General features: G+C 62.3%; 27 protein-coding genes. 15 read left to right on the top strand and 12 right to left on the bottom strand.

The features are described 5' to 3' along the window. Window positions 1-9 precede the first annotated feature (9 nt). From cydX to ACFOD9_RS14470, 11 genes are all read left to right on the top strand, one after another. On the top strand, window positions 10-120 hold the full coding sequence (cydX, locus tag ACFOD9_RS14520; protein ID WP_101797211.1) for a cytochrome bd-I oxidase subunit CydX: 111 nt from the start codon (window positions 10-12) through the stop codon (window positions 118-120). Continuing rightward, entirely contained in the window at window positions 120-695 is a 576-nt protein-coding gene (locus ACFOD9_RS14515; RefSeq protein WP_379510849.1) for a Tll0287-like domain-containing protein, read from the top strand. The genes cydX and ACFOD9_RS14515 overlap by 1 nt, the downstream gene beginning before the upstream one ends. 18 nt (window positions 696-713) lie before the next feature. Beyond that, complete coding sequence (locus ACFOD9_RS14510; RefSeq protein WP_379510848.1) at window positions 714-1,109, top strand: cupin domain-containing protein; 396 nt, start codon at window positions 714-716, stop codon at window positions 1,107-1,109. 396 nt (window positions 1,110-1,505) lie between these two features. Further along, window positions 1,506-1,838 (top strand): hypothetical protein, encoded by a 333-nt coding sequence (locus ACFOD9_RS14505; protein WP_379510847.1) that lies wholly within the window; start codon window positions 1,506-1,508, stop codon window positions 1,836-1,838. A 78-nt stretch (window positions 1,839-1,916) separates the two neighbouring features. Next, entirely contained in the window at window positions 1,917-2,447 is a 531-nt protein-coding gene (locus ACFOD9_RS14500) for a DUF2244 domain-containing protein (RefSeq protein ID WP_379510846.1), read from the top strand. Window positions 2,448-2,450: 3 nt separating this feature from the next. Then, a complete protein-coding gene (locus ACFOD9_RS14495; RefSeq protein WP_379510845.1) occupies window positions 2,451-2,648 on the top strand; it encodes a hypothetical protein in 198 nt (65 codons plus the stop codon). Continuing rightward, on the top strand, window positions 2,645-3,136 hold the full coding sequence (locus tag ACFOD9_RS14490; RefSeq protein ID WP_379510844.1) for a copper chaperone PCu(A)C: 492 nt from the start codon (window positions 2,645-2,647) through the stop codon (window positions 3,134-3,136). Before ACFOD9_RS14495 ends, ACFOD9_RS14490 begins: the two co-directional genes overlap by 4 nt. Further along, complete coding sequence (locus ACFOD9_RS14485) at window positions 3,123-3,752, top strand: SCO family protein (protein WP_379510843.1); 630 nt, start codon at window positions 3,123-3,125, stop codon at window positions 3,750-3,752. Before ACFOD9_RS14490 ends, ACFOD9_RS14485 begins: the two co-directional genes overlap by 14 nt. A 44-nt stretch (window positions 3,753-3,796) precedes the next feature. Further along, on the top strand, window positions 3,797-5,947 hold the full coding sequence (locus tag ACFOD9_RS14480; RefSeq protein ID WP_379510842.1) for a TonB-dependent receptor plug domain-containing protein: 2,151 nt from the start codon (window positions 3,797-3,799) through the stop codon (window positions 5,945-5,947). Window positions 5,948-6,015: 68 nt separating this feature from the next. Next, the gene (locus tag ACFOD9_RS14475) at window positions 6,016-6,663 is read left to right on the top strand and encodes an energy transducer TonB family protein (RefSeq protein ID WP_379510841.1); all 648 of its coding nucleotides are present in this window, start codon (window positions 6,016-6,018) and stop codon (window positions 6,661-6,663) included. A gap of 131 nt (window positions 6,664-6,794) precedes the next feature. Further along, window positions 6,795-7,721 carry a LysR family transcriptional regulator gene (locus ACFOD9_RS14470; protein ID WP_379510840.1) on the top strand — a complete coding sequence of 309 codons (927 nt, stop codon included), beginning with the start codon at window positions 6,795-6,797 and terminating at the stop codon, window positions 7,719-7,721. A 90-nt stretch (window positions 7,722-7,811) separates the two neighbouring features. Here ACFOD9_RS14470 and ACFOD9_RS14465 read toward each other — a convergent pair whose 3' ends face one another. The 11 genes from ACFOD9_RS14465 to trbB all read right to left on the bottom strand — a co-directional run bounded on the left by ACFOD9_RS14465 (window position 7,812) and on the right by trbB (window position 17,527). Further along, window positions 7,812-8,048: a DUF2274 domain-containing protein gene (locus ACFOD9_RS14465; RefSeq protein WP_379510839.1), complete on the bottom strand. Its 237-nt coding sequence runs from the start codon at window positions 8,046-8,048 to the stop codon at window positions 7,812-7,814. A 1-nt stretch (window position 8,049) separates the two neighbouring features. Then, window positions 8,050-9,195 carry a TrbI/VirB10 family protein gene (locus tag ACFOD9_RS14460; RefSeq protein ID WP_379510891.1) on the bottom strand — a complete coding sequence of 382 codons (1,146 nt, stop codon included), beginning with the start codon at window positions 9,193-9,195 and terminating at the stop codon, window positions 8,050-8,052. Between the two features lie 113 nt (window positions 9,196-9,308). Further along, entirely contained in the window at window positions 9,309-10,373 is a 1,065-nt protein-coding gene (gene trbG / locus ACFOD9_RS14455; protein WP_379510838.1) for a P-type conjugative transfer protein TrbG, read from the bottom strand. After that, window positions 10,370-11,053, bottom strand: coding sequence for a conjugal transfer protein TrbF (gene trbF / locus ACFOD9_RS14450; RefSeq protein ID WP_449290027.1), 684 nt, complete (start codon window positions 11,051-11,053; stop codon window positions 10,370-10,372). Before trbF ends, trbG begins: the two co-directional genes overlap by 4 nt. Before the next feature lie 9 nt (window positions 11,054-11,062). Beyond that, window positions 11,063-12,403: a P-type conjugative transfer protein TrbL gene (gene trbL, locus ACFOD9_RS14445; protein ID WP_379510836.1), complete on the bottom strand. Its 1,341-nt coding sequence runs from the start codon at window positions 12,401-12,403 to the stop codon at window positions 11,063-11,065. A 2-nt stretch (window positions 12,404-12,405) separates the two neighbouring features. Further along, the gene (gene trbK-alt, locus ACFOD9_RS14440; protein WP_379510835.1) at window positions 12,406-12,702 is read right to left on the bottom strand and encodes a putative entry exclusion protein TrbK-alt; all 297 of its coding nucleotides are present in this window, start codon (window positions 12,700-12,702) and stop codon (window positions 12,406-12,408) included. A gap of 9 nt (window positions 12,703-12,711) precedes the next feature. Next, the gene (gene trbJ / locus ACFOD9_RS14435; protein ID WP_379510834.1) at window positions 12,712-13,485 is read right to left on the bottom strand and encodes a P-type conjugative transfer protein TrbJ; all 774 of its coding nucleotides are present in this window, start codon (window positions 13,483-13,485) and stop codon (window positions 12,712-12,714) included. Further along, window positions 13,482-15,920, bottom strand: a complete 2,439-nt coding sequence (trbE, locus tag ACFOD9_RS14430) for a conjugal transfer protein TrbE (RefSeq protein WP_379510833.1) — start codon at window positions 15,918-15,920, stop codon at window positions 13,482-13,484. The genes trbJ and trbE overlap by 4 nt, the downstream gene beginning before the upstream one ends. A 10-nt stretch (window positions 15,921-15,930) precedes the next feature. Then, the gene (locus ACFOD9_RS14425) at window positions 15,931-16,212 is read right to left on the bottom strand and encodes a VirB3 family type IV secretion system protein (protein ID WP_379510832.1); all 282 of its coding nucleotides are present in this window, start codon (window positions 16,210-16,212) and stop codon (window positions 15,931-15,933) included. Continuing rightward, entirely contained in the window at window positions 16,212-16,544 is a 333-nt protein-coding gene (locus ACFOD9_RS14420; RefSeq protein WP_379510831.1) for a TrbC/VirB2 family protein, read from the bottom strand. The genes ACFOD9_RS14425 and ACFOD9_RS14420 overlap by 1 nt, the downstream gene beginning before the upstream one ends. Next, window positions 16,541-17,527, bottom strand: a complete 987-nt coding sequence (gene trbB, locus ACFOD9_RS14415; protein ID WP_379510830.1) for a P-type conjugative transfer ATPase TrbB — start codon at window positions 17,525-17,527, stop codon at window positions 16,541-16,543. The genes ACFOD9_RS14420 and trbB overlap by 4 nt, the downstream gene beginning before the upstream one ends. 360 nt (window positions 17,528-17,887) lie before the next feature. Here trbB and ACFOD9_RS14410 point away from each other — a divergent pair, with 360 nt between their 5' ends. From ACFOD9_RS14410 to ACFOD9_RS14395, 4 genes are all read left to right on the top strand, one after another. Further along, window positions 17,888-18,253, top strand: a complete 366-nt coding sequence (locus ACFOD9_RS14410; protein WP_379510829.1) for a helix-turn-helix transcriptional regulator — start codon at window positions 17,888-17,890, stop codon at window positions 18,251-18,253. Next, window positions 18,243-19,643: a type II toxin-antitoxin system HipA family toxin gene (locus ACFOD9_RS14405; protein WP_379510828.1), complete on the top strand. Its 1,401-nt coding sequence runs from the start codon at window positions 18,243-18,245 to the stop codon at window positions 19,641-19,643. The genes ACFOD9_RS14410 and ACFOD9_RS14405 overlap by 11 nt, the downstream gene beginning before the upstream one ends. Before the next feature lie 344 nt (window positions 19,644-19,987). Next, entirely contained in the window at window positions 19,988-20,500 is a 513-nt protein-coding gene (locus ACFOD9_RS14400; RefSeq protein ID WP_379510827.1) for a helix-turn-helix domain-containing protein, read from the top strand. Then, window positions 20,501-21,112 carry a DUF3800 domain-containing protein gene (locus ACFOD9_RS14395; RefSeq protein ID WP_379510826.1) on the top strand — a complete coding sequence of 204 codons (612 nt, stop codon included), beginning with the start codon at window positions 20,501-20,503 and terminating at the stop codon, window positions 21,110-21,112. It abuts the gene before it with no gap. A 320-nt stretch (window positions 21,113-21,432) separates the two neighbouring features. Here ACFOD9_RS14395 and ACFOD9_RS14390 read toward each other — a convergent pair whose 3' ends face one another. Beyond that, window positions 21,433-23,379, bottom strand: coding sequence for an ATP-binding protein (locus ACFOD9_RS14390; RefSeq protein WP_379510825.1), 1,947 nt, complete (start codon window positions 23,377-23,379; stop codon window positions 21,433-21,435). Window positions 23,380-23,607: the final 228 nt, after the last annotated feature.

Here is a 23,607-nt window from a genome sequence, read left to right as displayed (position 1 = left end):
GCGAAAACGATGTGGTATTTCGCATGGATCCTGGGGCTTGGCCTGGCGCTCGCCTTCGGCATCATCAACGGGATGTGGCACGAATTCCAGTCACCGCTGGATGAGGACCCCAACCTGTGATGCGCCTCATCCTGACGGGCGTTGTCCTGGGGCTGGCCGGATGCGCGGCCCCGGCGCCGCAGCCGGTGGATGTTTCGGCCAAGTCGGCTGCGCTGGCCGACCGCTTCCAGGCTGACCTTCAGGGGCAATTGCAGGCGGCGATGAAGGTCGGCGGTCCGGTGGGTGCCATCGGCGTCTGCCAGCAGGCAGCTCCGGCCATTGCCGCCAGTCTGTCCCAGGAAAGCGGGGCAGAGGTGCGCCGGATCGCGCTCAAGGAGCGTAATCCGGGCGCGGCTCCGGATGGCGAATTGCGTGAGCGGCTGGAGCAACTGGCCGCCGCGCCTTTGTCCGCCGATGGCAAGCCGGCGGTCATGCAATGGACCAGCGGTTCGGGTGCCGGCGCGAGAGCGCATTTCATGCGCGCGATTCCGATGAAGGAACAGCCCTGCGCGGCCTGCCATGGCACCGAAATCGCGCCCGAAGTGAGGGCAAAGCTAGACGAACTCTATCCGGCGGATAAAGCCACCGGGTTCAAGCCTGGTGACTTACGCGGCGCGATAGCGGTAAGCTGGCCGCTCGCATCAGCAGCGCAGTAAGGGACGGGAGCAAGTAGCATGAAGGGGTTCGTCGACAACATTGAGAAACTGACCGAGGAAAACGGCGATTTCCGCCGGGTGCTTTACACCGGCCACAATCTTCAGCTGGTCCTGATGGCGATCCAGCCCGGTGATGAGATCGGCGAGGAAGTTCACGATGACCGTGACCAGTTCTTCCGCATCGAAGGCGGCGAAGGTGAAATCTGGATCGACGGCGTGTGCAACAAGGTTGCTGCCGACGACGGGGTGATCGTGCCGCAAGGCGCTCGTCACAACGTGATCAGCACCGGCACCGAACCGCTGCGCCTCTACACGATCTACGGTCCACCCGAGCATATCGATGGAACCGTGCACAAGACATGTGCGGAGGCAAGCGCGGCTCACGAACATTTCGATGGCCGGACGACCGAGTGACTCTCACGGGCCAACACAGGCAATGTGCGAGGCGATTTTTGTGACTGAGTAAAGCGCCCGTGACAATCGCAGTCCACGTCGTACCAGGCACCTCGTGTGTCGGCCCGCTATTCCAGAATATCGCAATCTTTAGCGTACTGTTCCTGATCTGGGTTCGCGGCGCTGGCACGTACACCTCGGATAACCGCGAGCAGAAATCGCTCACGGCCCAGAATTGGCCTAAACAAGCTACTTTGATCCATCGCATCGAGAAAATTTGGAAAGCAACTCATAACTTCCAAATTTGATGACAATCGAACTCACAAGGATTAACGGCATCCGAAGATGCCGCTGATACGCGCCCTTCTGATGCGACACCGCACCTTGGCCCTACTTGTGGTCATCACAGCGCTGTGCATGAAGATCGTGGTGCCGACCGGGTTCATGATCGGGCAAAATTCCAAAGTTCTGACCGTGCAGATCTGCGATGAGACCTTCGGCAATCACGCAGTCAAGCAACTCATCATTCCGATGAAGGACGGCAGCAGCGAATCAGGCAACAAGCAAGGCAAGGTTGAATGTCCCTTCTCCTCGCTGTCGATGGCCTCCATGACCGGTGCCGATCCCGCGCTGCTTGCGCTGGCCCTTGCCTTCATTCTGGCGCTGGGCTTCGCGTCCGTCCAAACTGCTCATCCCAAGCGCGTAACTCACCTTCGTCCGCCTCTGCGCGGACCGCCGGCTCTCGTCTGACAATCTGAACCGATTTGTCGGACCGGCCGGTCCCGCGCCCATTATGCGCGTGCACCGGCCTAGCCGGAGCATATTCCAATGTACGAACTGCTGTGCCGCTCATCCCAGCGGCCCTGGGCACCCCAGCCTGAAAAGCTGGCAGAGGTGCCCGACCGGGGCGATCCGAAGCCTCTCATCCTGCAAATGCAGGAGAACCGCTCACACCTGACGCAAGATGCGCGGGTCTGTTTCAGCGTCATCGCTCTGCTGTTTCTGGTAACCGCCATCGGGCCAGCATTGCATGGCTATTGGCTGGTCCCTGCCTTCTCGATCCTGGCAATGGCAGCCCTGACCTTCGCGCTCGAACGACATGGCAAGTCCCGGCCTGCCCGCGAAACGCTCGAACTTGCCGAAGGCCGGGTGCGGCATCGCGATAGCACCGGGCAGCAGATCGAGCTGCCCGCCTTCTGGATGCGGTTGACGGCAGAAGAACGCAGCCCATCCGATCTGCGCCTGTTTCTGAGGGGACGGGACGGATCGATCGAATTTGGCCGCTGTCTCAGCCTCGACGAACGCCGCGCCGTTGCCCCGCTGGTAGCTGCGGCCCTCGCGCAGACACGGGGGTGCTGAGCCATGAGCATCCTCGCCGTTTCCAATCAACGCCACCAGAGCCTGAAGCGATTCCGCCTCAAGGTGTGGAAGGCAATCGTTCTTTGCGCCGCGTTGCGCCTTGCCGACACCGCGCTCGGCTTTGGTTTCATCGAACCCACCCACTCTCTCGCCGCACAGGAAATACCTGCCGGCTCTGTCGCACAGGAGTGCAATCCATGATGTTCCTTCAGTCCAGAATTCTCGTTCCGATGGCTGCATTGGCGGCCCTGGGCACCTCCGCCCTGGCGCAAGCCAACCAGTCCGAGGGCCTTGCTGTTCATCATGCCTGGTCGCGCGAGACGGCAGCCGGGCAGTCCGTGGGCGGCGGGTTCATGAGCATCTCCAACCGCGGAGCCGTAGCGGACCGCCTCCTGTCCGGCACCAGCCCTGTGGCCGCCGAAGTACAACTCCACACCATGACCATGGATGGCGGCATCATGCGCATGCGCCGGGTCGAGGGTGGCATCGCCGTGCCAGCCAGAGGCACGCTCGAACTCAAGCCCGGCAGCTATCACATCATGTTCATGGGGCTGACGCGCCAGCTGCGCCAAGGCGAGAGCTTTCCCGTAACGCTGCGTTTCCAGCGCGCAGGCAATGTGATGGTACAAGTCTCTGTTCTGCCCGTGACGTCTTCAGGCCCGATGGACAGTAGCCATGCAGGACATTGAGAAAAAGCCTGAACGCAAGGGCCTGGCGCGGCTGCGCTTAGCCCTCTGGCTGGCCGCTGGACTAAGCGTATTGATTGGATTGGCCGTGATCCTTGATCGCAGCCAATCCGCCGGTGATGCTGCCAGCCAATATGCCAGCGCCTTCGGTGGCCCGTTCGTCCTGACCGCACCAGATGGGTCGCGCGTCACGGAACAGACATTGGCCGGAAAGCCCTATGCGATCTTCTTCGGCTTTACCCGTTGCCCGGACGTTTGCCCGACCAGTCTTGCCCGCATGGCCCGGCTCAGAAAGCAACTCGGCCCGGACGGCGCAAAGTTCAACATCGTGTTCGTCTCGGTCGATCCCGGTCACGACAAGCCGGCCGATATTGGAAACTATGTGGCGCTGTTCGGCACCCCGATCATCGGGCTGACCGGCACCGAAGCCCAGCTGGCCCAGATCAAGAAGGGGTATGGGGTCTACTCCGCCAAAGTCCCGCAGCCGGGCGGCGACTATACCATCGACCATACTGCCGCGATCTACCTGATGACCGCCAGAGGCGCGTTTTCAGGCACGATCGACACCCACGAACCCGACGCGACGGCGCTTGCCAAGCTCAAGCGCCTGATCGGCTGAACCGACCTTCGAATTTTCAAGCATCATTCCAGGAAAGGCATTCCATGAATTCGAAAATTGTCTCGCTGCGCATTCTGCTCGCGGCATCATCCGCCCTGCTGCCGCTTGCCGCGCACGCACAGGACGTCACGCAACTCCCCCCGGTCGATGCAGATGCCGCAAGTCCCGTCGATAGCGTGAGCACCGCACCGGTGACAGGACGGGAATTGACCCGGCAGGACATCAAGCGTCGCCAGAACTCAACAAGCGACACCGGCGATCTGCTGCGCCAGTTACCCGGTGTCAGCGCCAATTCGGGCGGCGGGTTCTCCTCAATGCCGGCGCTGCGCGGTCTATCCGAGCAGCGGCTGCGCATTACGGTTGATGGTGCGCCGATCGATCTGTCCTGCCCCAACGACATGAATTCGCCGCTGTCCTACACGGTTCCACAGACGATCGAAGCGATCCGGGTCGTGCCGGGCGTGGCGCCGGTCAGCATGGGTGGCGACAACATCGGCGGCATCATCGCGGTGGAAAGCGTGGGGCCCCGCTTTGCCAGCGATGGTACGACGCTGGTGACCGGCGAGGTTTCCACGTTCTACCGCTCGAACGGCGATGGGTTCGGGGGATCTGCGCTCGTTACCGTGGCGAACTCCAACCTTAGTGCAACCTACACAGGCTCGTACACTGAGGCACAGCAGTACAAGGCCGGCGGCAATCTGGGGCGGGTCCGCTCGACCGAATACGCCAAGACCGACCATGCCCTCGCCCTCGCCCTGCAGAGCGAGGCCGGCCTGTTCCGCCTGAAGGGCGGCTATCACTTTTCGCCCTACGAAGGCTTCGCCAACCAGGCGATGGACATGGTCTCCAACAAGTCCTGGTTCCTGAACGCGGGCTACGACGGGGAGTTCGACTGGGGATCGGTCAAATTCACGGCCGATTACCGCGACACGGACCATGAAATGAACTTCCTGGAAGACAAGCTCCCGGGTGCAATGCCGATGAACACCGAAGTCCACACCTTCAGCACGGCGCTGAAACTGGAGTTACCGGTTTCCGCACGAGACAAATTGCGACTTGGCGGCGAATACCACCACCAGTGGCTTAACGATTATTGGCCGCCGGTAACTGGCAACATGATGATGGGGCCGAACACCTTCGTGAACATCAACGAAGGCACGCGCGATCGCTTTGGCGGCTATGCCGAATGGGAGGCCCACTGGAGCGACACCTTGTCGAGCGTCATCGGCGCGCGGCTTGACCACGTGCGCATGAATACCGGGCAGGTTCAGCCCTACTCGACCTCGATGATGAACATGGTCGATGCGATGGCGGCAGATGCGTTCAATGCGGTCGGACACAAGCGTACCGACAACAACTGGAGCGCATCGGCGCTGGTCAGCTATGCGCCCACGACTGGCGTGGCGATCGAACTGGGTTATGCCCACAAGGCGCGTTCACCCAACATCTATGAGCGCTACACTTGGGGGCGCGGCACGATGGCGAGCCGGATGATCGGCTGGTATGGCGACGGCAACGGCTATGTCGGCAACCTGAACCTCAAGCCCGAACGGGCCGACACGGTGAGCGCGGCCATCGAATTCAAGGGCGCCGAAGATGCCTGGTCGCTGCGGGTCTCGCCCTACTACACCCACGTCAACGATTATATCGACGCTGTGTTCGTGAAGAATCTGACGCACCCGATGTCGGGCATGCCGATGCCCTTCGTGCAGCTGCAATTCGCCAATCAGAAGGCTGAATTTTACGGGGTCGACGTGTCGGGTCACGTTGCGCTGTGGAATGGCGGCAAGGATGCCGGCACGCGGCTGAGTGGATCGCTGTCATGGGTGCGTGGCCAGAACCTTTCGGACAGCGCGCCACTTTACCACCAGATGCCCTTGAACGTGAAGGTCGCGCTAGATCACCGTCAGGGCCCGCTTGAAGCAGGCGTCGATCTGGAATGGGTGGCCGAGAAAAACCGGGTTGACCTGACCCGCAACGAACCGGTCACCAAGGCCTATGCCCTGGTCAACCTGCGACTTGCCTATAACCTGGGGCCCGTGAAGGTCAGCTTAGAAGCTGAAAACCTGTTCGACAAGGGCTACAACCTGCCGCTCGGCGGCATGTCGCTTGGCGACTACAAGGCGACCGGCGTGCTGCGGCCGGTTCCCGGCCGTGGGCGGTCGGTCAACTTCGGCCTTAGCGCCAGCTTCTAAGCATGCAGGGCGGCGGGCGACCAGGCAGAGTGTGGCAGGAGTGCCGTGAGGCATTCCTGCACCGCGACGTGTCTGTTGCTCGCCTGCTGGCCTTCATCACGTCATTGACGGTCCACCTGTTGGCGATTGCTGCCTTCGTGACCATGCCCGATCACCGGTCTAAGCTAGGCGACAACCATTTGCCTGTTTTGACGGTTGTTACGTTGGAACCGGCTCGACCAGTGGCTGAACAAACATCCCCCCCGAAGCCTGCGCGACATGACCCACTTTTGGAAGTGGCGCCAACGCAGCCGACGAAGCCGAAAATGGACGCCTTGGCCAGCGGTCAAGCGGTCGTTTCATCAAGGCCGTCGTCCGCTCCCGTGCCTCACGAAACAGGAATAGCCCTGGAAGAGGTGGTTCCAAGTCATAATTCGGGACGAAGCCGCCCGAGAGATGAACTGGATACGGCGCTGAGCGAATATCAAGCCGCGCTATGGCGAAAAATTGACGCAAACCGCCCCCGTGGCGTGAACCTGAGCGGGACGGTTCTTATTCTGTTTCAGCTGTCGGAAAACGGAGAGCTCCGCTCCGCCGACGTGTCGCAGAGCAGTGGGAACATTCTCCTCGACAAGATCGCGCTTCGTTCCGTGCGCCGAGCCGCTCCATTCCCGGTTCCACCGAAAGGAATTCCAGACGCAGCACTTACCTTCAAGATTCCGATCAATTTTCGTTAGTTGGTGGCGCGACGTCAGCATGGGCCGGGATTGATGCCTGCTCCCGCCGGCGTCTGCTTCCCTGACAGAAACAACGATGGCTCCCGTCATAGCGTGGGAAGGAAAATGTCCTGCCTGGATCTCGCATTGAATTGAGGCATATCCGTTATGTGGTTGCTGCTGCTGACCATGGCAGCTTCCGCCGGGCCGCTGCCGCTCTTGGCATTCAGGAGTCGGCCGTCAGCCGTCGTATTCGTGACCTTGAAGATCGACTGGGGACGATGTTCTTCATCCGCTCTCCTGGCGGCGTGAAGCTCACACATGCGGGCAAACAATTCGTCCAGCGTGGTCGCAAAGCCTTGCTAGAGATCGGCATGGCGAAGGCTGAGGTTTCGGCCATAGGCCGCGGAGATGACGGTCACCTGAAGATCGGGATTTTCTCGTCATTGGCCTCGGGCTTCCTCTCCGAATTGGTCCAGGCATTCGGCGAGCGACATGTGGCGATCCAACTTACCTTTATCGACGGCAATCCGGCCGAGCATCTAGCGGCAATTCGCCACCACAAGTTGGACATCGCTTTCATTACGGGCACCGGCCCTTGGCCAGGCTGTGACAGTCAGCAACTCTGGTCAGAGCGGATCTTCGCAGTGCTGCCGGTGCATCATCCCCGCGCAAGTGAGCTGGAGGTCAGCTTCGAGGATCTGGCCCATGAGCCATTCATAGTGAGCGAGGCTGCGCCGGGCGAGGAAATTCACGACTATCTGGTGCAGAGGCTCGCCAGCCGCGGAAGACATCCAGATATCCATCAGCACCTGGTTGGGCGGGATAATCTGATGCAACTGGTTGCGTTGGGACGCGGGCTTACCGTCACAAGCGAAGCCACCACGGGAACACAGTTCCCCGGTGTCGTATTCCGGCCGATCGAGGATGAAGTGCTACCCTTCTGCGGGGTGTGGTCGGCGAGCAACGAAAACCCCGCGTTGGCAGGCCTTCTCGATCTGGCCCGGTCAATGACCAGCGCCGTAGAACAATCCGCGTTCAATTTCCTGTTTCCCGACAAGGGCGACGCCGATCCGTAGAACCTTTGGTTCCGATGAAGTGAACGCGGAGCAAGGCGATTGACGATGTCCAAAACATGTATGCAAATTTCGGACACGCGGCTCTGGCCATCAATCGCTGGTTTGGTGTTGGCCATCGCGCCGGGCTTTGGCAAAGCCCCGATCCGAAGCCATGAATCGCTCGAGCATCGGCACGATCAGACGAATCGGATCTGCACTCGCATTTCCTGCCTCGCGGCCAAGTATCGCAGCATAAGCGACGAGATCGCGGTGGAGGCTCGCCGGCAGCTCCAACGTGACCTTGACCGGCTTGTCCTCTACAATCGGGCCAAGTTTCAGCTTTGCCATCTCAGCCTCCGTAGGGTTCGAGCACGAGGTCGCGCGTGACCATCACCCGGACCGGGAATCCGGGCCTGATGGTCAGAGTAGGCGCGATGCCGAGCTGGCGGCTGACGATTTGCTGGCCGGTCTGGCTGATGCTGTTCGAGGCCCCGGAGCGCAGCGCCTGCACCAGGCTGCTCTCGTTCTGGCTGGTTCCTGCCTCGGCGCCCACCGAAAGCAGCGTCGAAAGCGCCGCAGCCTTGAACATCTCGCCCCAATGGAAATCGACGCCGTCTTCCAGTCCCGCATAGCCCTCTGCATTGGCGCCAGGTTGCCGTTCAAGGACGATGGAACGGCCATCGGGCATGATGAGGCGATTCCAGACCAGCAAGACCCTGCGCTGGCCGAAACCGACGCCGTTGTCATACTGGCCGATGATCCGGGTTCCCTGGGGCACCAAGAGGATGCGACCGGTGGGGCTGTCATAGACGTTCTGCGTGACCTGCGCCGTGATCTGGCCTGGCACATCCGAGCGGATGCCCGTTATCAGGGCAGCGGGAATGACCGCGCCGGCTTGAAGGACGTTCGCGGAGGCTGGCGCTGCGATCCGGTCTGGCGCAACCGTGCGCTTGTCAGGCGTTTGCCCCAGGAAAGCCAGTTGCCGGTCCTGCGCTGTGGGTGTGGCCGGCTGCGGTGTGAGGCCCAGTCCGACCAGATCCGTCGTGCCTGGTGCCGTCACCACCGGGGGAGCCGCGTTGCCAGACACCGCCTGAGAGGCAGAGAACAGGCGAGCCGTCCGCGCGGCCTCCAATTCCTGAAGGCGGCGCTGGACTTCCGGATCGGGACCAGCAGGCGCGGCAGCCGGCGGCGCCATACCCGGTACGGGAACGGGCTGGCCGCCATTCTGGGCATTGAGAATCGGACGCCCGAGGTCACCGGGCAGCGGCGGCCCAAGCCGCGGGACAGCGCCGTAGTCCTTGGGTAATCCCGCAAGGCCATCAGGCGCGCTGCGCCCATCCGTCGTGTACAGTTCCTCGGTCGCCTTGCCGCCATGCTGGACCTGGAGCGCGTAGATCAGCGCGCCGCCAATACCGAGGCCGGTCACAATGCCAACCCCGGCCAGGACTCTTCGCGACAGGCGGGTTACACGGGGCGGTTCGGGCCGCAGTCGCATGCGGGCGACTGGTTCGCCGACGAGCGGCAGCGCGCCGTCGCCGTCTTCCGCATCCGGCGGGGCAGTACCCTGCGCCACCGTCCCATTCCCCCTTCCGGGTTCATGTTGTTCGCTCACGATGCCGGCCTCCCGTCGGTCCGGGAGATCCGGACCCGCTGCTGGCGCTTGCCGGACCCGAAACGCAGTTCCGCGGCGGCGAACAGCCGGTCGACGATCATGTAGTTGGCCCGGACCCGATAGTTCACCAGCTCGGACGTGCTGCCTTCGGGGCCGACGACGAAGATTGGCGGCATCTCGCCTTGAGCAACACCGCGCGGGAATTCGATGAAGACCTGGCGGCCATCGTCAAATGCACGCAGAGGTTTCCACGGCGCACGATCGCCCGCAATCTCGTAGCGGAAATTGACGCGGGTGAGATCGATGCCCGACGCGACGGGCTCGGCGGCCCTTGCTTCGGCATTCTGGCGACGGAGCGCGATGAGCTGGTCCTGCGGATACTGCCACGAGACCGACGCCATGTAGGTCTTCTCGGTGGAGCGCAGCTCGATGTGGTAAGTGCGCGAAGTGGTGTTGATGACGAGGTTCGTCATCAGCGATGCGCGCGTCGGCTTGACGAGGATGTGGACCTGCCGTGATGCGCCGACACCGCTTTCGGTGTCGCCGATGATCCAGCGAACGGTGTCGCCGGCGGCAACGGGGCCGGCACCCACGAGCTGTTCGCCCGGTTGCAGGCTGATGTCGGTGATCTGTCCCGGCGCGGTATAGACCTGATAAAGCGCCCCATCGACGAACGGGTAGACCTGGATGGCGTTGATGAAGCCGTTTTTGACCGGCTGCATGCGCGCTGCGGCGTTGGCGGCGTTCACGCGCGAGGCTGGATCGGCCAAGTCGGACGTAGACGGCCCGTCCCTGCCGACTGGCTTTAGCTGTCCCGGCAGCGGGAGTACCTGCGGCATTTCAACGATGCTGACGGGTGCCGGAGGTTCGACCGCTTGCATGGCTGCGGGCGCCTCGTCGAAATTGATGGCAGGCGGCTTCTGCACTGTGGCGCAGCCACCCAGCGTGGACGTGGCCAACAGGAGCGGCAGCGCAGATCTGCGCACGGCGGGGATGGCTGCGAACAGAAAAGCCGGGAACCCCACACTCGGGCTCATGGCTTCGCGCGAGGGGTGTGTCATTGTCCAAGCTCCTTCGACCAGTTGATGGCGTTGATGTAGATGCCGAGCGGATTGGCCCGGAGTTTCTCGGGATCGCGGGGTGGCTGCACGGCGATGGTGAGAATGGCGGTCCAGCGCTCGGTCGCCGCGAGCGCGCCGTCCTGATAAGTGCGCTGAACCCAGGCGACGCGGAACGAGCTGGGCGAAGCCCGGATCACGCTGGAAACGTCGATCGCCACCTGCGTCTTGCCGACTTTGGCGAAGGGATCGTTGGCTCGGGCATAGTCTCCCAGCGCGAGAGCACCGGCCTGCGTCGTGAAATCATAGGCGCGCAGCCAGTTCTGGCGCACGATGATGGGGTCTGCCGGGATGCTGCGGACCTGCTCGACGAAGCGCGCGAGATAGAACGCAATCTGCGGATCGGTTGGCTGATAGTCGGCAGTCGCGGGGGCGACGGCTTGGGCCTGCCCCAGATGATCGACCTGCACTACCCAGGGAACGATCGAACCACTGGCGGTCTGCCAGACGAGCGCGGCGGACAGGCCTGCCGACAAGGTCAGGGAGCCGAATGCCATGAGCCGCCAATTGCGGGCCTGGACGCGGGCCGAGCCGATGCGGTCATCCCAGACCTGGCCTGCGCGTTGGTAAGGTGTCTCGGGTTCGGGCGATTTGCCGTAGTGGGTTGATGGCCTTTTGAAGATGCTCATGGCTCAGTCGCTTTCTGAGAGGTTGATAGAAGCACCGCCGCCGTGGCTGTCGCCCGATTTGACGGCGTGCGCGGCGACCTGAACGCCTTGGGAAAGCTGCTGATTGCGCTTCATGCGCTTGGCCCAGTCGGGCTGGCCCTCGGCAGGCACGGTGGTTGCAGCAGCGGAAGCCCCCGGTTCAACATCGGATGTGGCGCCCGCGATTTCGGCAGCGGCATTGGCACCGGACTGATAGCTCGATTTCAGGCTATCGGCGGCCTTCGATGCTGCGCGCTTGAAGGGCGAGGCCGCAGCCTGCGCCCCGGTACTGGCGACGTTGCCGAGACCGGAAGCCACGCCTCCAACGCCCGATTGCCCGGCGGCACCAAGGCTGTACGCACTCGATGCACCGCCTGCGAGCGTAGCGCCGCCACGAGCGGCGGCGGCCGCACCGCCGGCAAGGGCGGCTCCGCCCGATGCGACAGCACCGGCGGCTGCAGCCCCGGCGACGGCCACGCCGCCAGCGGCAAGGCCTGTTCCGATGGCGGCGCCTGCGCCAAGCTGCGGGCCGCCCGATACAATGCCATTGGCGATGCCCGGCCCGAAGATGCCAAGGCCTAGCAGCGACAGCGCCGCAAGGACGATCGCCATGGCATCATCGATTGTAGGTGTTGCCCCGCCGAATCCGGCGGTGAATTCGGAAAAGAGTGTCGAGCCGATGCCGATGATCACGGCGAGCACCAAAACCTTGATCCCCGACGAGATGACGTTGCCGAGCACCCGTTCGGCCATGAAGGCGCTTTTGCCGAAGAGGCCGAAGGGGATGAGCACGAACCCGGCCAGCGTCGTCAGCTTGAACTCGATCAGGGTGACGAAGAGCTGGATGGCGAGGACGAAGAAGGCGAGCAGCACGAGCGCCCAGGCGAACAGCATGCAGGCGATCTGGATGAAGTTCTCGAAGAACGACCAGTAGCCCATCAGGTCTGAGATGGAATCGAGCAGCGGCCGCCCGGCATCGAGGCCCGTCTGTGCAACCTTGCCCGGGCGCAGGAGATCTGCGGTGCTGAACCCCGTTCCGCTCGCTTTCAGGCCGAGGCCGGCAAAGCTTTCGAAGACGATGCGGGCAAGGTTGTTCCAGTTGCCGATGATGTAGGCGAACATCCCCACGAACAGCGTCTTCTTGATGAGACGCGCCATGATGTCGTCGTCGGCGCCCCACGACCAGAACAAGGCAGCAAGGGTTACGTCGATGACCACCAGCGTCGTCGCGATGAACGCGACTTCGCCATGCAGAAGCCCGAAACCTCCATCGATGTAGCGGGTGAAGACCTCGAGAAAATGGTCGATGACGCCGGTGTCGCCCATGATCAGCGGACCTCCGGCCGGTCTGAGGAGGTCTGATCCGGCACAGGCGTAGCCCCGAGGAAACGGCGCCGATTGTCAGCCCATGCCTTGAGGCATTGCGGATCATGGGCGCCTGCTTCGCCTGCCAGCGCGCAGCGGGCAAGCTGGTCATCGAGCGGATCGTGCCGGACGATGGTCGGCGGCTTGTCTGTGGCCGTTTCAGGACCTGCATCGCTGCGGTTCATATCGATCGCAGTCGCGGTGACCGCGAGGGCCACGAAGACGACTGCGCCGATGCGTGCGAGGGTCTTGCCGTCCATCGTCTGACCTCAGTTGCCCGGCTGGAACATTTTGGCGTTGCCGGGCTGGTAGCCGCTGCCCGGCGTCAGGAACCGGCGCCGTTGCTCCTGCCCCTGTGCGGCCGCTGCCGCCTGTTCGGCTGACTGAAGCGCCTGCGCCCGGCCATTGGCCGCGATGAGCGCGGTAAGGTCGGCCAATTGCTGTGCCTGAAGCGCGAGAAGCTGATTGCCGGCCTGCGCCGCCTGCAATGCACCGGTCGCGCCCTGGCTCTGGCCGATCAGGGCAGACATCTGGGTGCGGTTGGTGTCGATATTACCGACGACGCCTGCCTGCACCCGCATGGCGTCCTGCAAGCCGCCGACCGTATTCTGCCAGCGCGCACGAGCATCGGCGATGAGCTGGGTATCGCTCGCCGACATCGCCGTGCTGCCGTATTTGAGCTGGAACGCGCGATCGATCGACTGCACGTCGTAGGCGATGTTCTGCGCCTGGCTCAGGAGCGACTGGGTGCGCTGCACCGACTGTTGGAGCTGCTGGAGCGCGGAATAGGGCAGGCTTGCCAGATTGCGCGCCTGGTTGATCAGCGACTGCGCCTGATTTTGCAGCGACGTGATCTGGTTGGTGATCTGCTGGAGCGATCGCGCCGCCGTCAGCACATTCTGGGCGTAATTCGAGGGGTCATAGACGATCCCGCCGAACCCGAACTGGGCATAAGCGGGCGCGGCCAGCATCGGCGTGAGGGCGACCGGGGCGACGAGCAGCGCGGCAACGAGCCGAACCCTGCGGGAGGTGCGCAGTTTCATGGTGCTTTGTCCTGATTTGTAAGGTTGGGGACGAGGTCAGCGGCCCAACCGAGCCCGCGGAGTCGAAGCCATTGAATGAGGAAGGCTTCGCGTCCGTGCTCGCTGAGGATCTTGGCAATGGCGGCCTGATCGGTCTTCGATGAGGCAGCGCAGAGCGCCAGTGCGACGTCGGAAAGACCCAGCTCGAAGAGCCGGTTGCCGCGCCGGGACTGGCAGTAGTAGTCGCGCTTGGGGGCTGCCCTCGCGATAATCTCGATCTGGCGATCGTTGAGCCCGAAGCGGCGATAGATGGCCGTGATCTGGGGCTCGATCGCGCGCTCATTGGGCAGAAGGAGCCGGGTCTGGCAGCTCTCGATGATGGCTGGTGCTATTGCCGATCCGTCGATGTCGGACAGCGACTGCGTGGCGAAGACGACGCTGGCGTTCTTCTTGCGCAGTGTTTTCAGCCACTCGCGCAGCTGGCCGGCAAATCCCTCGTCGTCGAGCGCGAGCCAGCCTTCGTCGATGATGATGAGTGTCGGCGATCCGTCGAGCCGATCTTCGATCCGGTGGAAGAGATAGGCCAGGACCGCGGATGCCGCTCCGGTGCCGATGAGGCCCTCGGTCTCGAAAGCCTGCACGGTGGCGCTGCCGAGATATTCAGCCTCGGCATCGAGCAGGCGGCCATAGGCGCCGCCGACGCAATAGGGCCGAAGGGCTTGTTTCAGGTCATTGGACTGGAGCAGGACGGCAAGTCCGGTGATCGTCCGCTCATCGACGGGCGCCGAAGCCAGTGAGGTCAGCGCGGTCCAGACGTGCTCTTTCACGTCAGGCGTCATTGCCACGCCTTCGCGTGTCAGGATCGCGCCGATCCAGTCAGCAGCCCATCCCCTTTCGGCCAGATCATGCACACGCGCGAGCGGTTGCAGGTTGACGGATGTTTGCGCGGCATCGGTGAGCCCGCCGCCGAGATCGTGCCAGTCTCCGCCCATGGCGAGCGCCGCCGCCCGGATCGAACCACCGAAATCGAAGGCAAAGACCTGGGCACCGGGGTAGCGCCGGAACTGGAGCGCCATGAGGGCCAGGAGAACGGACTTGCCCGCGCCGGTCGGGCCGACGACGAGCGTGTGTCCGACATCGCCGACGTGAAGGGAAAACCGGAACGGGGTCGAGCCTTCGGTCTTGCCGAAGAGCAGTGGGGGCGCTGCAAAATGCTCGTCCCGTTCCGGCCCTGCCCACACCGCTGACAAGGGTATCATGTGGGCGAGGTTCAAAGTGCTGAGGGGCGGCTGCCGGACATTGGCGTAGACGTGCCCCGGCAGGGAGCCGAGCCAGGCATCGACCGCGTTGATGGTCTCCGGGCTGGCGGTGAAATCGCGGCCCTGGATGATCTTCTCGACGAGGCGCAGCTTTTCATCGGCGGCGCGCGGATCTGCATCCCAGACCGTCACGGTCGCGGTGACATAGGCCATACCGGCATAGTCTGCGCCGAGTTCCTGAAGCGCGAGGTCAGCGTCCGCGGCCTTGTTCGCCGCATCGGTATCGACGAGCACGGACGCTTCGTTGGTCATCACCTCTTTCAGGATCGCGGCGACGCTTTTGCGCTTGGCGAACCATTGCCGCCTGATCTTCGTCAGCAGCTTGGTCGCATCGGTCTTGTCGAGCAGGATCGCGCGTGTCGCCCATCGGTAGGGGAAGGCCAGGCGATTGAGCTCGTCGAGCAAGCCCGGCGTGGTGGCCGTCGGAAAGCCGGTAATGGTGAGAACCCGCAGATGCGACGCGCCCAGGCGCGGCTCGAGGCCGCCGGTCAGCGGCTGATCGGCGAGCAGCGCGTCGAGATACATCGGCGTTTCGGGCACGCAGACCCGATGCCGCTTGGTCGAGACACAGCCGTGGAGGTAGGTCAGCGTTTCGGCGTCATCGAGCCAGCGGCATTCGGGCATGAAGGTTTCGATCAGCCGCAGGATGCGATCGGTGCGGTCTGCAAAGCCGCTCAGGGCTTCGAATGGTTCGATCCCGGAATGCTCCCGGCCTTCGTAGAGCCAGGTTTCTGCGCGGGAGGCATCTTCCGCGGGCGGCAGATAGCAGATGGTGAGAAAGTAAGCGGACTCGAAGTGTGCGCCGGCTTCCTCGAAATCGGCCTTGCGCTCGGCATCGACCAGCGCCGACGCCGCATCAGGAAACCGGCAGTCAGGATAGTGGGCCGCGGCATGGCGATCGGCTTCTACGAAGATTGCCCAGCTCGATCCGAGGCGGCGGAAGGCATTGTTGAGCCGTCCTGCCACGGCGACCAGTTCGGCAGGCACAGCAGAGTCGAGATCCGGTCCCCGGAACTGCGCGGTTCTTTGGAAGCTGCCGTCCTTGTTGAGCACGATCCCTTGGCCGACCAGCGCTGCCCAGGGCAGGAAATCGGCGAGTCGGCTATTGCGGTTGCGGTATTCGGCCAGGTTGAACACGTGTGCCCCCTCAGACGGAAAGATGGCCGGGGATGCGCAGATGGCGGCGCACCACATCGACGAAGAGCGGATCGCGCTTGGCGGCCCAGACGGCGACGACATGGCCGATGGCCCAGATCCCGATGCCGATGAGCCAGAGGCGCAGGCCGAGGCCGACGGCGCCTGCGAGCGTGCCATTCAGGATAGCGAGACCGCGCGGTGCGCCGCCGAGCAGGATCGGCTCGGTCAGCGCCCGGTGAACCGGGACCGTATAGCCCGCGATCTCGCCGCCCTGATCACCGCCGCCCATCATCAGACGAGCGCCCCGCCGCCAAACGAGAAGAACGAGAGGAAGAAGCTCGACGCGGCAAATGCGATCGAGAGGCCGAAGACGATCTGGATCAGTCGGCGGAAACCGCCTGACGTGTCGCCGAACGCCAGCGTCAAGCCCGTGGTGATGATGATGATCACCGCGATGATCTTGGCGACCGGTCCTTCGATCGACTGGAGGATGGATTGCAGCGGGGCTTCCCAGGGCATGGAGGAGCCCGAAGCGTGGGCGGCAGGCGCCATGACCGTGGTGAGGACGATCGCGGACAGGGCCGCTGTCAGGCGGCGATGGGGACGACGGACAGGCGCATTCATTGGCAGGCTCCTTCTTCGGGCTGAGGGATGACGGGAGTGACGTGGTAGTCGCCGTCCGGCCCCAGGCCCTCGACGCGGGCGAGTTCGACGAGGCGGCGAGAGGCGCCGCGACCGGCGAGGACGGCGATGAGATCGATGGTTTCCGCGATCAGCGCGCGGGGAACGGTCACGACGGCTTCCTGGATGAGTTGCTCCATCCGTCGGAGCGCGCCGATGGCGCTACCGGCGTGGATCGTCCCGATCCCGCCGGGATGCCCGGTTCCCCAGGCTTTCAGGAGATCGAGGGCTTCGCTCCCGCGCACCTCGCCGACGGGAATACGGTCGGGACGAAGGCGGAGCGACGAACGCACCAGCTCGGACAGCGATGCCACACCGTCCTTGGTGCGCATGGCGACGAGGTTCGGCGCGGTGCATTGCAACTCGCGCGTATCTTCGATGATGACGACGCGATCGTCGGTTTTCGCGACTTCGGCCAGGAGCGCGTTGGTGAGTGTGGTCTTGCCGGTCGAGGTGCCGCCAGCGACCAGGATGTTCGCGCGGGTGGCAACGCCTGAGCGCAAGGCCTCGGCCTGATCGCTCGCCATGATCCCGGCCGCCACATAGTCGCTGAGCGTAAAGACCGCGACGGCAGGTTTTCGGATGGCGAAGGTGGGTGCTGCGACGACAGGCGGGAGCAGCCCCTCGAACCGCTCCCCCGTTTCGGGAAGTTCGGCGGATACGCGCGGCGCGTTGGCATGCACTTCGACGCCGACATGGTGTGCGACCAGGCGAACGATGCGCTCGCCGTCGGCAGCGGAGAGATGTTCGCCGGAATCGGAGAGTCCTTCGGACAGACGGTCGATCCAGAGCCGTCCGTCGGGATTGAGCATGACCTCGACGACTGAGGGGTCTTCGAGCAGGCGGGCAATGGCGGGGCCGAGCGCCGTGCGCAGCATGCGCGCACCGCGTGCCGACCTTTGCGAATTATGGTGTGAAGCCGCCATCGGGTCCCCGTTTCATCGGGGAGAACAAGCACTCCCCGGCTTGGGGATGATTAAGAGAGCCAGAAATTTGCCCGGTTCAACAGCTTTCGGTCGTAGTAGAAGCGTGGCGTGCAAATACAGGGAAACGGCGGAGTTCCGAGGTCTTGGAAAGGCGCGGGAGCCGAGCGCGGCGCCCAAGGTCGCCTGCAACTGAGCATGGCAGGCGCTTGGCGTGTCCAGTACCTTGAGCTTTTGCCTACATGGACGAAATTGACCGCCATAACCGCCACGAATGGGCTTTCTGACTGCCCTCGCGGTCATTGCATTGCTTTTTAACATAGTTGATGATATTGACCGTTATCGCGGTCGAGAAATAGCCTTATGACCGCCATAACCGGCATTGAGGTTCATATGACGGAACATCCACGCACCTATTCGCGCGTGACGCGCGAAGCCCTGACCATGATGGGTGGGCTCATTCGTCTCGCGCGCAAACAACGCAAGATGTCGGAGGCTGACTTGTCGGCCCGGGTCGGTATCGCGCGCAGCACGCTGCAACTCATCGAGAAGGGAAATCCCAAGGTAGAAATCGGGCTGGTCTTCGAGGCTGCAACGCTGGTTGGTGTACCGCTCTTCGTTGACGAGCCTTCGCGGCTCGCTCCCGAGATTTCCAGGGTCAACGACAAGCTGGCGCTCCTGCCACAGTCAGTGCGGCGTCCGCGTTCGGAGGTGAAAGATGACTTCTGATCGCCCTCAACCCGCAGCCTCCGCTCAAGGCCCTGTCCCGCCAGCCACGGAAGCTTTCGTCTGGATATGGCTGCCAGGTGCGCTGGAGCCCGTCATTGCCGGGCGGATCGAGTTGGACGGTGGCGTTTATGCCTTCAACTATGGTCGTTCCTATCTCGAACGTGCCGCCGCCATTCCGATCTATGCACCGGAGCTGCCGCTCCAGCGCGGCAGGATCGCGCCCAACGCGCCGCTCGACATGGCGGGGTGTCTGCGAGATGGCGCGCCGGACGCATGGGGCCGCCGGGTCATCATCAACCGTCTGACTGGCCTCCGCGGCCAGGCGGCAAACAGTATCGATTTCGACGAACTGACCTTCATGCTCAATTCGGGTTCGGACCGCATTGGCGCGCTCGATTTTCAGACTTCGGCCGATCAGTATCAGGCTCGTGAGCAGGACAATGCGACGCTCGAGGAGTTGCAGGAAGCAGCGGAACGGGTCGAACGGGGTGAACCCATCCCCCCGGCTCTCGACAAGGCGCTGTTCCATGGGAGTTCCATCGGCGGCGCACGCCCCAAGGCATTGATCCAGGATGGCGAGGACAAGTTCATCGCCAAATTCTCCGCAACCAACGACACCATGGCCGTGGTGAAAGCCGAGTTTGTTGCCATGCGCGTGGCGGCAGAAGTGGGCCTCGACGTCGCGCCGGTTCAACTGACCAAGGCGAGCGGCAAGGATGTGCTCCTGGTGCGCCGCTTCGACCGCGAATGGAACGGTGCAGGCTGGACTCGCCGGGCGATGGTCTCCGCCCTGACGATGTTCGGCCTCTCGGAAATGCAGGCCCGCTATGCAGGCTATGTCGATCTCGCCGAGATGGTGCGCGCGCGCTTCACCGATCCGCAAGCGACCCTGCGCGAACTGTTCGGGCGGATGGTCTTCAACGTGTTGACGGGCAATACCGACGACCACGCCCGCAACCATGCCGCCTTTTGGGATGGCGCCAATCTCACGCTCACGCCAGCCTACGACATATGCCCGCAGCCGCGTAACGGCCGAGAAGCCAATCAGGCGATGCTGGTGAATGGCGAGGACAAGCGCAGCCTGCTGGAAAGCTGCCGCCTTTCGGCTCCGAATTTTCTGCTGAATGACCGCGATGCGCGCGATCTGATCAACGGCCAGATCGAGACGATCACCCGGCTGTGGGGCGACGTCTGCGACGAAGCCGGGCTGAGCGAAGTCGACCGTGGCTACCTGTGGCGCCGCCAGTTCCTCAACGACTACGCATTCGATGGCTACGCCGAGGGAACGCTCAGCCAAGTCCAATCACGTTTGCGCGCGCATGTCCCTGCTGAAGCCAGCCTGTCCGACGAACTTATCGCTGATCGCCGGCAGGCATCCGAGCAAGAGTGAAGCTGGATACGCGAACACCTCAGGCGAGGTCATCGTCTGCCGGCGAGCATGGTCGAATCTGAGGTTTGGACGAATCGACGCATGCTTTCGGGATTGGGTGCGGATTGATCGTATGGACCCTCCGCGTTTTTAGAAACCGACCAGACATGCAGGACGGGGGGTCCTTGATACTCGGTTAATCCGCTTCCCGATTGTCCAGTTTCCCTGCGTCCTTATTAAGACAGGACACTTCGGCCCCCTACTAGGGGTCATAATTGACTGGTATCCTCCAGTCATATATGTCTGGTCGCCAGATCTTGTCTAAGCCGTAAATTCGGCACATGTGCAGGATACGGAGAACCACTATGACTGACAAGACGAAATCTGTTTCGAAAAAGCCACCGGCGAAGCGCGCCTCACGCAAGGCCGCATCGGAAGAGAAGTGGGGCGTTAAGGTGATTGCGCTTGGCTTCTGCATTCTACCATCACTGCTGCTGCGAGCGCAGCGTAGGCTGCGGCTCTCGCCGACACAGCTTGCGGTCCTGATCCAGCTCGCCGATTTCTGGTGGGATGCCGGTCGCAAGCCTTTCCCCAAGAAGGCCGATCTGGCTGACCGCTTGGGACTCAGCGAGCGCCAGGTGCAGCGCTACATCGCTGAGCTTGAGGCAGCCGGTTATGTCCAGCGCATTGAGCGCCGAGCATCGCATCGCGGCAAGATCTCGAATGAGTATGATCTTCAAGGGCTTGTCGACAAACTGGCGGAAATCGAGCCGGATTTCCGCGAAGCGGCCGAAGGGGCACGTGCTGCCCGCAAGGCCGCGGCGCGCCCAGGAATCCGCCGTCGTAGGCTCGGGGCCCCTGCGGCAGGAGGCGAATGAATGGCTGTACGCCTCAACAAGAAGGTGCTTTTCTTTATCGACGAGTACGGGACGGCGGGGACCGATTCCTTCCATCTCGGCGCGGTGTTCGTGCCTGCCAGGGAAGCGGGGCGGCTCGACAAGTGCTTCAGCGATCTACTCGAGCCCAATGCCAATGAGGTTCATGCGGCCAATCTAAGCGACGGCTATCTTCAGGGACTCCTGCATCGGCTCTGGATTGATGCGCCGCGCGACCACGTCATCATGCTGAACCAGAAGTTCGTTGCCCAGGCCGGCGAGCCGTCGGTGCTGTATGCACAGGCCGTTGTCGAGATCGTCAAGATTGGTCTCAAGCGCTTTCGCGGTGTCCTCGGCCGGGATACGATTGCGAATGTCGATGTCATAACCGACGTCAACCAGCACAATGATCATCCGCTTTTCATGGAAGAGCTCGAACGCGCCCGGCATGGTGATGGCCGGTTCAAAGGCGTGAACCGCATCGTGCGCCTCGATTCGGCTGCATCACGGTTGCTCCAGCTCGCCGATGTCGTGGCTTACTCGCGGAAATGGATAGTTGCCGAAGAGCAGAATGCGAGAGGCCTTCGCGACAGCTTCGGCATCGAAGTGCTTTGAAAACAAAAGAGCCGCCCCGAAGGACGGCTCTTGAAATTGGTGAGGGAGATTGTGGCCGGCAACCAGGACTTTGCGGCCCTGGGTAGCCACGGCGCTTGCCAAACACGCGGTCAGACAAGTCGCCTGCAGGTCTCCCTGCAACCCCCACATATGCGAAACATCCGTTGATTTCAAGATGCCTCGAGACAGGGATGACCAGTCAGCGGAGGTGCTGCATAACTTATACCCTGCGGACATTAACGTCTGGTTGACCGACAGAGAGCGCGCCAAGGGCGCACGTGGCCGTCCGGATAGGGAGAAAAAGTGCTCAGGGCCGGCAATCAAGCCTTGATCACGGCCTTGGTCAGTTCGTTGATGCGCGCCTCGATATCCGTGTCAGACACTTCGATCTTGAGCTTGTCCTGAATGAACTGGTGCCGGGCATCGCTTTCGCGAAGCACCTCAGCCCAGGTCTTGACCCAGAGCGTGTACCCATCACCATCCTGCGCAATCCCCTTCGCGCGCCCTGACTGCGAAATCCTGGCCTCGACTGAATCGTCATATTCACTCGTTATCAGGAAGAAATGCCACGTCGTATCAGTATGGCTGAAATCCGGCTGCTGACGGATTGCATTCATGTAGTCCTCGACCTGATCCAGTTCCTTGCGGCCAATCTTCAACGACGGCCTCTTCAGCTCAATGATCAGGTATTCACGCTTGCTCTGGATGGGACCCGGCACGACACGACCGAGAAACTGATCGGCGCGGCCGCGCTTGCCGTCAGGTTTGGTCACCTTGCGCCGTTTGCCCTTCGTGCCGAGATCTTCGGCTACACGTTCCATCACCTTGGTCAGTCCGACCTCCGGCATCGTGAAATGGAACTGCTCGCCAAACAGCCAGGTGTTGTCCCGCACCAATGCATCGAGCTGACCACGCTCCTTGACTGTCTGTCGGTACTTGGGCTCGAAAACCATTGTCCGCAAAACTTGGAGCACCGCGACACGGTCAGCGATCAGGCTGGACGACGAGATGATGTTGCCCAGCTCGGTGCGTTCGAGCAGCTCAGAAAACTCGTTCTGCTGCGTTTTGGGCAGGTTCACAACCGCCCGCAGGATTCGCGAAAGCGCATCTGGGTTGTGTTTGACCGCTTCCTTGAGGAAGGTGAGCGTCATCAGTTTTAGTGAACTGTCGGCGCGCGCAAACTCACGTGAGTGCGAGGAAACTGCATAGGTCGCGATGTCGAAAACCTGTCTTTCGCGCGCCTCTATCTCGTCGCCTGGCTCGCCTTCGTAGGGGTACGCACCTTCGTCCTTGAGTTCCTGAATCAGCCCCTTCGCGACGTCTGCCTGACGTTTGCGAAAGTAGTCCTTGAGGCTGCCACGAATGTGTTCAAGCACATGCAGGAAGTCGGGATCATTGATGCCTTCAAGATCAAGCAGATTCGCATCGGCCAATTCTCGAAAGAACGCACTGTAGGCATAAGCCGAATAGGCGAAGTTCGGCGCCGTCACATAAGCGGCCTGTGATCCCAGTACGATACCATTATCGCCGCCGAAGAATATCTGCCGCCCTTCCGTTGGCGCGTTCCACTCGATCACCTTCAACCGGAGATCGTCGATCGTCCTGTTCGGGCAGATAATCGGAGATTGGGGAATGTCGTGCGTGCAATGAATCGTAATCCGAGGGTCGACCTCGAACGTGTTATAAATGATGCGCACGCCTGGGTATTGGAGGATGTAGGGGGCGAAGATCGTGCTGAACTGTCTGAAGGCGTCGGTGCCATCAAGGACGTCAAGCGTATCTTTGAGCGGTGCCAGCTCAACCGCAGTGCCGGTCGGCGCATCCGTTTCGGAAGTGTCACTTCGATCGCATTTTTCCAGATTATTTGCCTGGATGGTAAGGGACAGCGCAACGCGCCGTCCGTCGACTGCGGCCACGCTCGTCCACTTTGCGCGGCGGGCCAGCGAAAAGAACTTCAGCCGCCCGCGCCCTTCCTTCCCATGAACGGCGCGTTCGAGCGACTGCGTCCTCGACTCGGTGCGCTTGTGAGAGGCCCCCAGATTTCCGAAATCGTGGTCGGCCCGCTCGGGAGATATGCCGTGTCCGTTGTCTTCGATCCTGATTGCCGTGATGCCTCCAAGGTCGTTCTTGTCCAGGGTAACCCGCACTTCTGTGGCGTCGGCATCAAGCGCATTCCAGACAAATTCCGCGATAGCCTTGATCGGATCGCGCGTACTCGCGTCCTTTTCCAGAAAGTCCTGTTTGGCCTGAAGGCTGAGTATTGTCATAGAAGCCCTTTCACGCGTTCATGACTAACGCGAGATGGCTCGGATTGCGAGAAGCGCACCGGAACAAAATTGACCGATCGTGCGGCCTTATCTGCCCTCGAGCTAGGCTCAGGACCTATTAAATTGCTTGCGTGAGGCATGATTGGTTGATTCAATGGCAGCGTCGAGGAGGCGCTGATTGTGGATGTACCGTTTCTGCTGAGCGAGGCGCAGATGCGCCGGATCGAG

Source organism: Novosphingobium bradum (assembly GCF_042646485.1).
Classification (GTDB): Bacteria; Pseudomonadota; Alphaproteobacteria; order Sphingomonadales; family Sphingomonadaceae; genus Novosphingobium; species Novosphingobium bradum.
This window is presented reverse-complemented; position numbering and strand designations above follow the sequence as displayed.

What these genes read in the sequence shown, in the direction of transcription:
- ACFOD9_RS14480 (WP_379510842.1), top strand. Translation starts at nt 3,797, where the DNA reads ATGAATTCGAAAATTGTCTCGCTGCGCATTCTGCTCGCGGCATCATCC.
- trbL (WP_379510836.1), bottom strand. Translation starts at nt 12,403, where the DNA reads ATGGGCGACACCGGCGTCATCGACCATTTTCTCGAGGTCTTCACCCGC.
- trbG (WP_379510838.1), bottom strand. Translation starts at nt 10,373, where the DNA reads ATGACACACCCCTCGCGCGAAGCCATGAGCCCGAGTGTGGGGTTCCCG.
- trbJ (WP_379510834.1), bottom strand. Translation starts at nt 13,485, where the DNA reads ATGAAACTGCGCACCTCCCGCAGGGTTCGGCTCGTTGCCGCGCTGCTC.
- ACFOD9_RS14395 (WP_379510826.1), top strand. Translation starts at nt 20,501, where the DNA reads ATGGCTGTACGCCTCAACAAGAAGGTGCTTTTCTTTATCGACGAGTAC.
- ACFOD9_RS14405 (WP_379510828.1), top strand. Translation starts at nt 18,243, where the DNA reads ATGACTTCTGATCGCCCTCAACCCGCAGCCTCCGCTCAAGGCCCTGTC.
- cydX (WP_101797211.1), top strand. Translation starts at nt 10, where the DNA reads ATGTGGTATTTCGCATGGATCCTGGGGCTTGGCCTGGCGCTCGCCTTC.
- ACFOD9_RS14490 (WP_379510844.1), top strand. Translation starts at nt 2,645, where the DNA reads ATGATGTTCCTTCAGTCCAGAATTCTCGTTCCGATGGCTGCATTGGCG.
- ACFOD9_RS14410 (WP_379510829.1), top strand. Translation starts at nt 17,888, where the DNA reads ATGACCGCCATAACCGGCATTGAGGTTCATATGACGGAACATCCACGC.
- ACFOD9_RS14420 (WP_379510831.1), bottom strand. Translation starts at nt 16,544, where the DNA reads ATGAATGCGCCTGTCCGTCGTCCCCATCGCCGCCTGACAGCGGCCCTG.
- trbB (WP_379510830.1), bottom strand. Translation starts at nt 17,527, where the DNA reads ATGGCGGCTTCACACCATAATTCGCAAAGGTCGGCACGCGGTGCGCGC.
- ACFOD9_RS14485 (WP_379510843.1), top strand. Translation starts at nt 3,123, where the DNA reads ATGCAGGACATTGAGAAAAAGCCTGAACGCAAGGGCCTGGCGCGGCTG.
- ACFOD9_RS14505 (WP_379510847.1), top strand. Translation starts at nt 1,506, where the DNA reads ATGAAGATCGTGGTGCCGACCGGGTTCATGATCGGGCAAAATTCCAAA.
- ACFOD9_RS14425 (WP_379510832.1), bottom strand. Translation starts at nt 16,212, where the DNA reads ATGATGGGCGGCGGTGATCAGGGCGGCGAGATCGCGGGCTATACGGTC.
- ACFOD9_RS14390 (WP_379510825.1), bottom strand. Translation starts at nt 23,379, where the DNA reads ATGACAATACTCAGCCTTCAGGCCAAACAGGACTTTCTGGAAAAGGAC.
- ACFOD9_RS14460 (WP_379510891.1), bottom strand. Translation starts at nt 9,195, where the DNA reads ATGCGACTGCGGCCCGAACCGCCCCGTGTAACCCGCCTGTCGCGAAGA.
- ACFOD9_RS14500 (WP_379510846.1), top strand. Translation starts at nt 1,917, where the DNA reads ATGTACGAACTGCTGTGCCGCTCATCCCAGCGGCCCTGGGCACCCCAG.
- ACFOD9_RS14510 (WP_379510848.1), top strand. Translation starts at nt 714, where the DNA reads ATGAAGGGGTTCGTCGACAACATTGAGAAACTGACCGAGGAAAACGGC.
- ACFOD9_RS14465 (WP_379510839.1), bottom strand. Translation starts at nt 8,048, where the DNA reads ATGGCAAAGCTGAAACTTGGCCCGATTGTAGAGGACAAGCCGGTCAAG.
- ACFOD9_RS14400 (WP_379510827.1), top strand. Translation starts at nt 19,988, where the DNA reads ATGACTGACAAGACGAAATCTGTTTCGAAAAAGCCACCGGCGAAGCGC.
- ACFOD9_RS14515 (WP_379510849.1), top strand. Translation starts at nt 120, where the DNA reads ATGCGCCTCATCCTGACGGGCGTTGTCCTGGGGCTGGCCGGATGCGCG.
- ACFOD9_RS14495 (WP_379510845.1), top strand. Translation starts at nt 2,451, where the DNA reads ATGAGCATCCTCGCCGTTTCCAATCAACGCCACCAGAGCCTGAAGCGA.
- trbK-alt (WP_379510835.1), bottom strand. Translation starts at nt 12,702, where the DNA reads ATGGACGGCAAGACCCTCGCACGCATCGGCGCAGTCGTCTTCGTGGCC.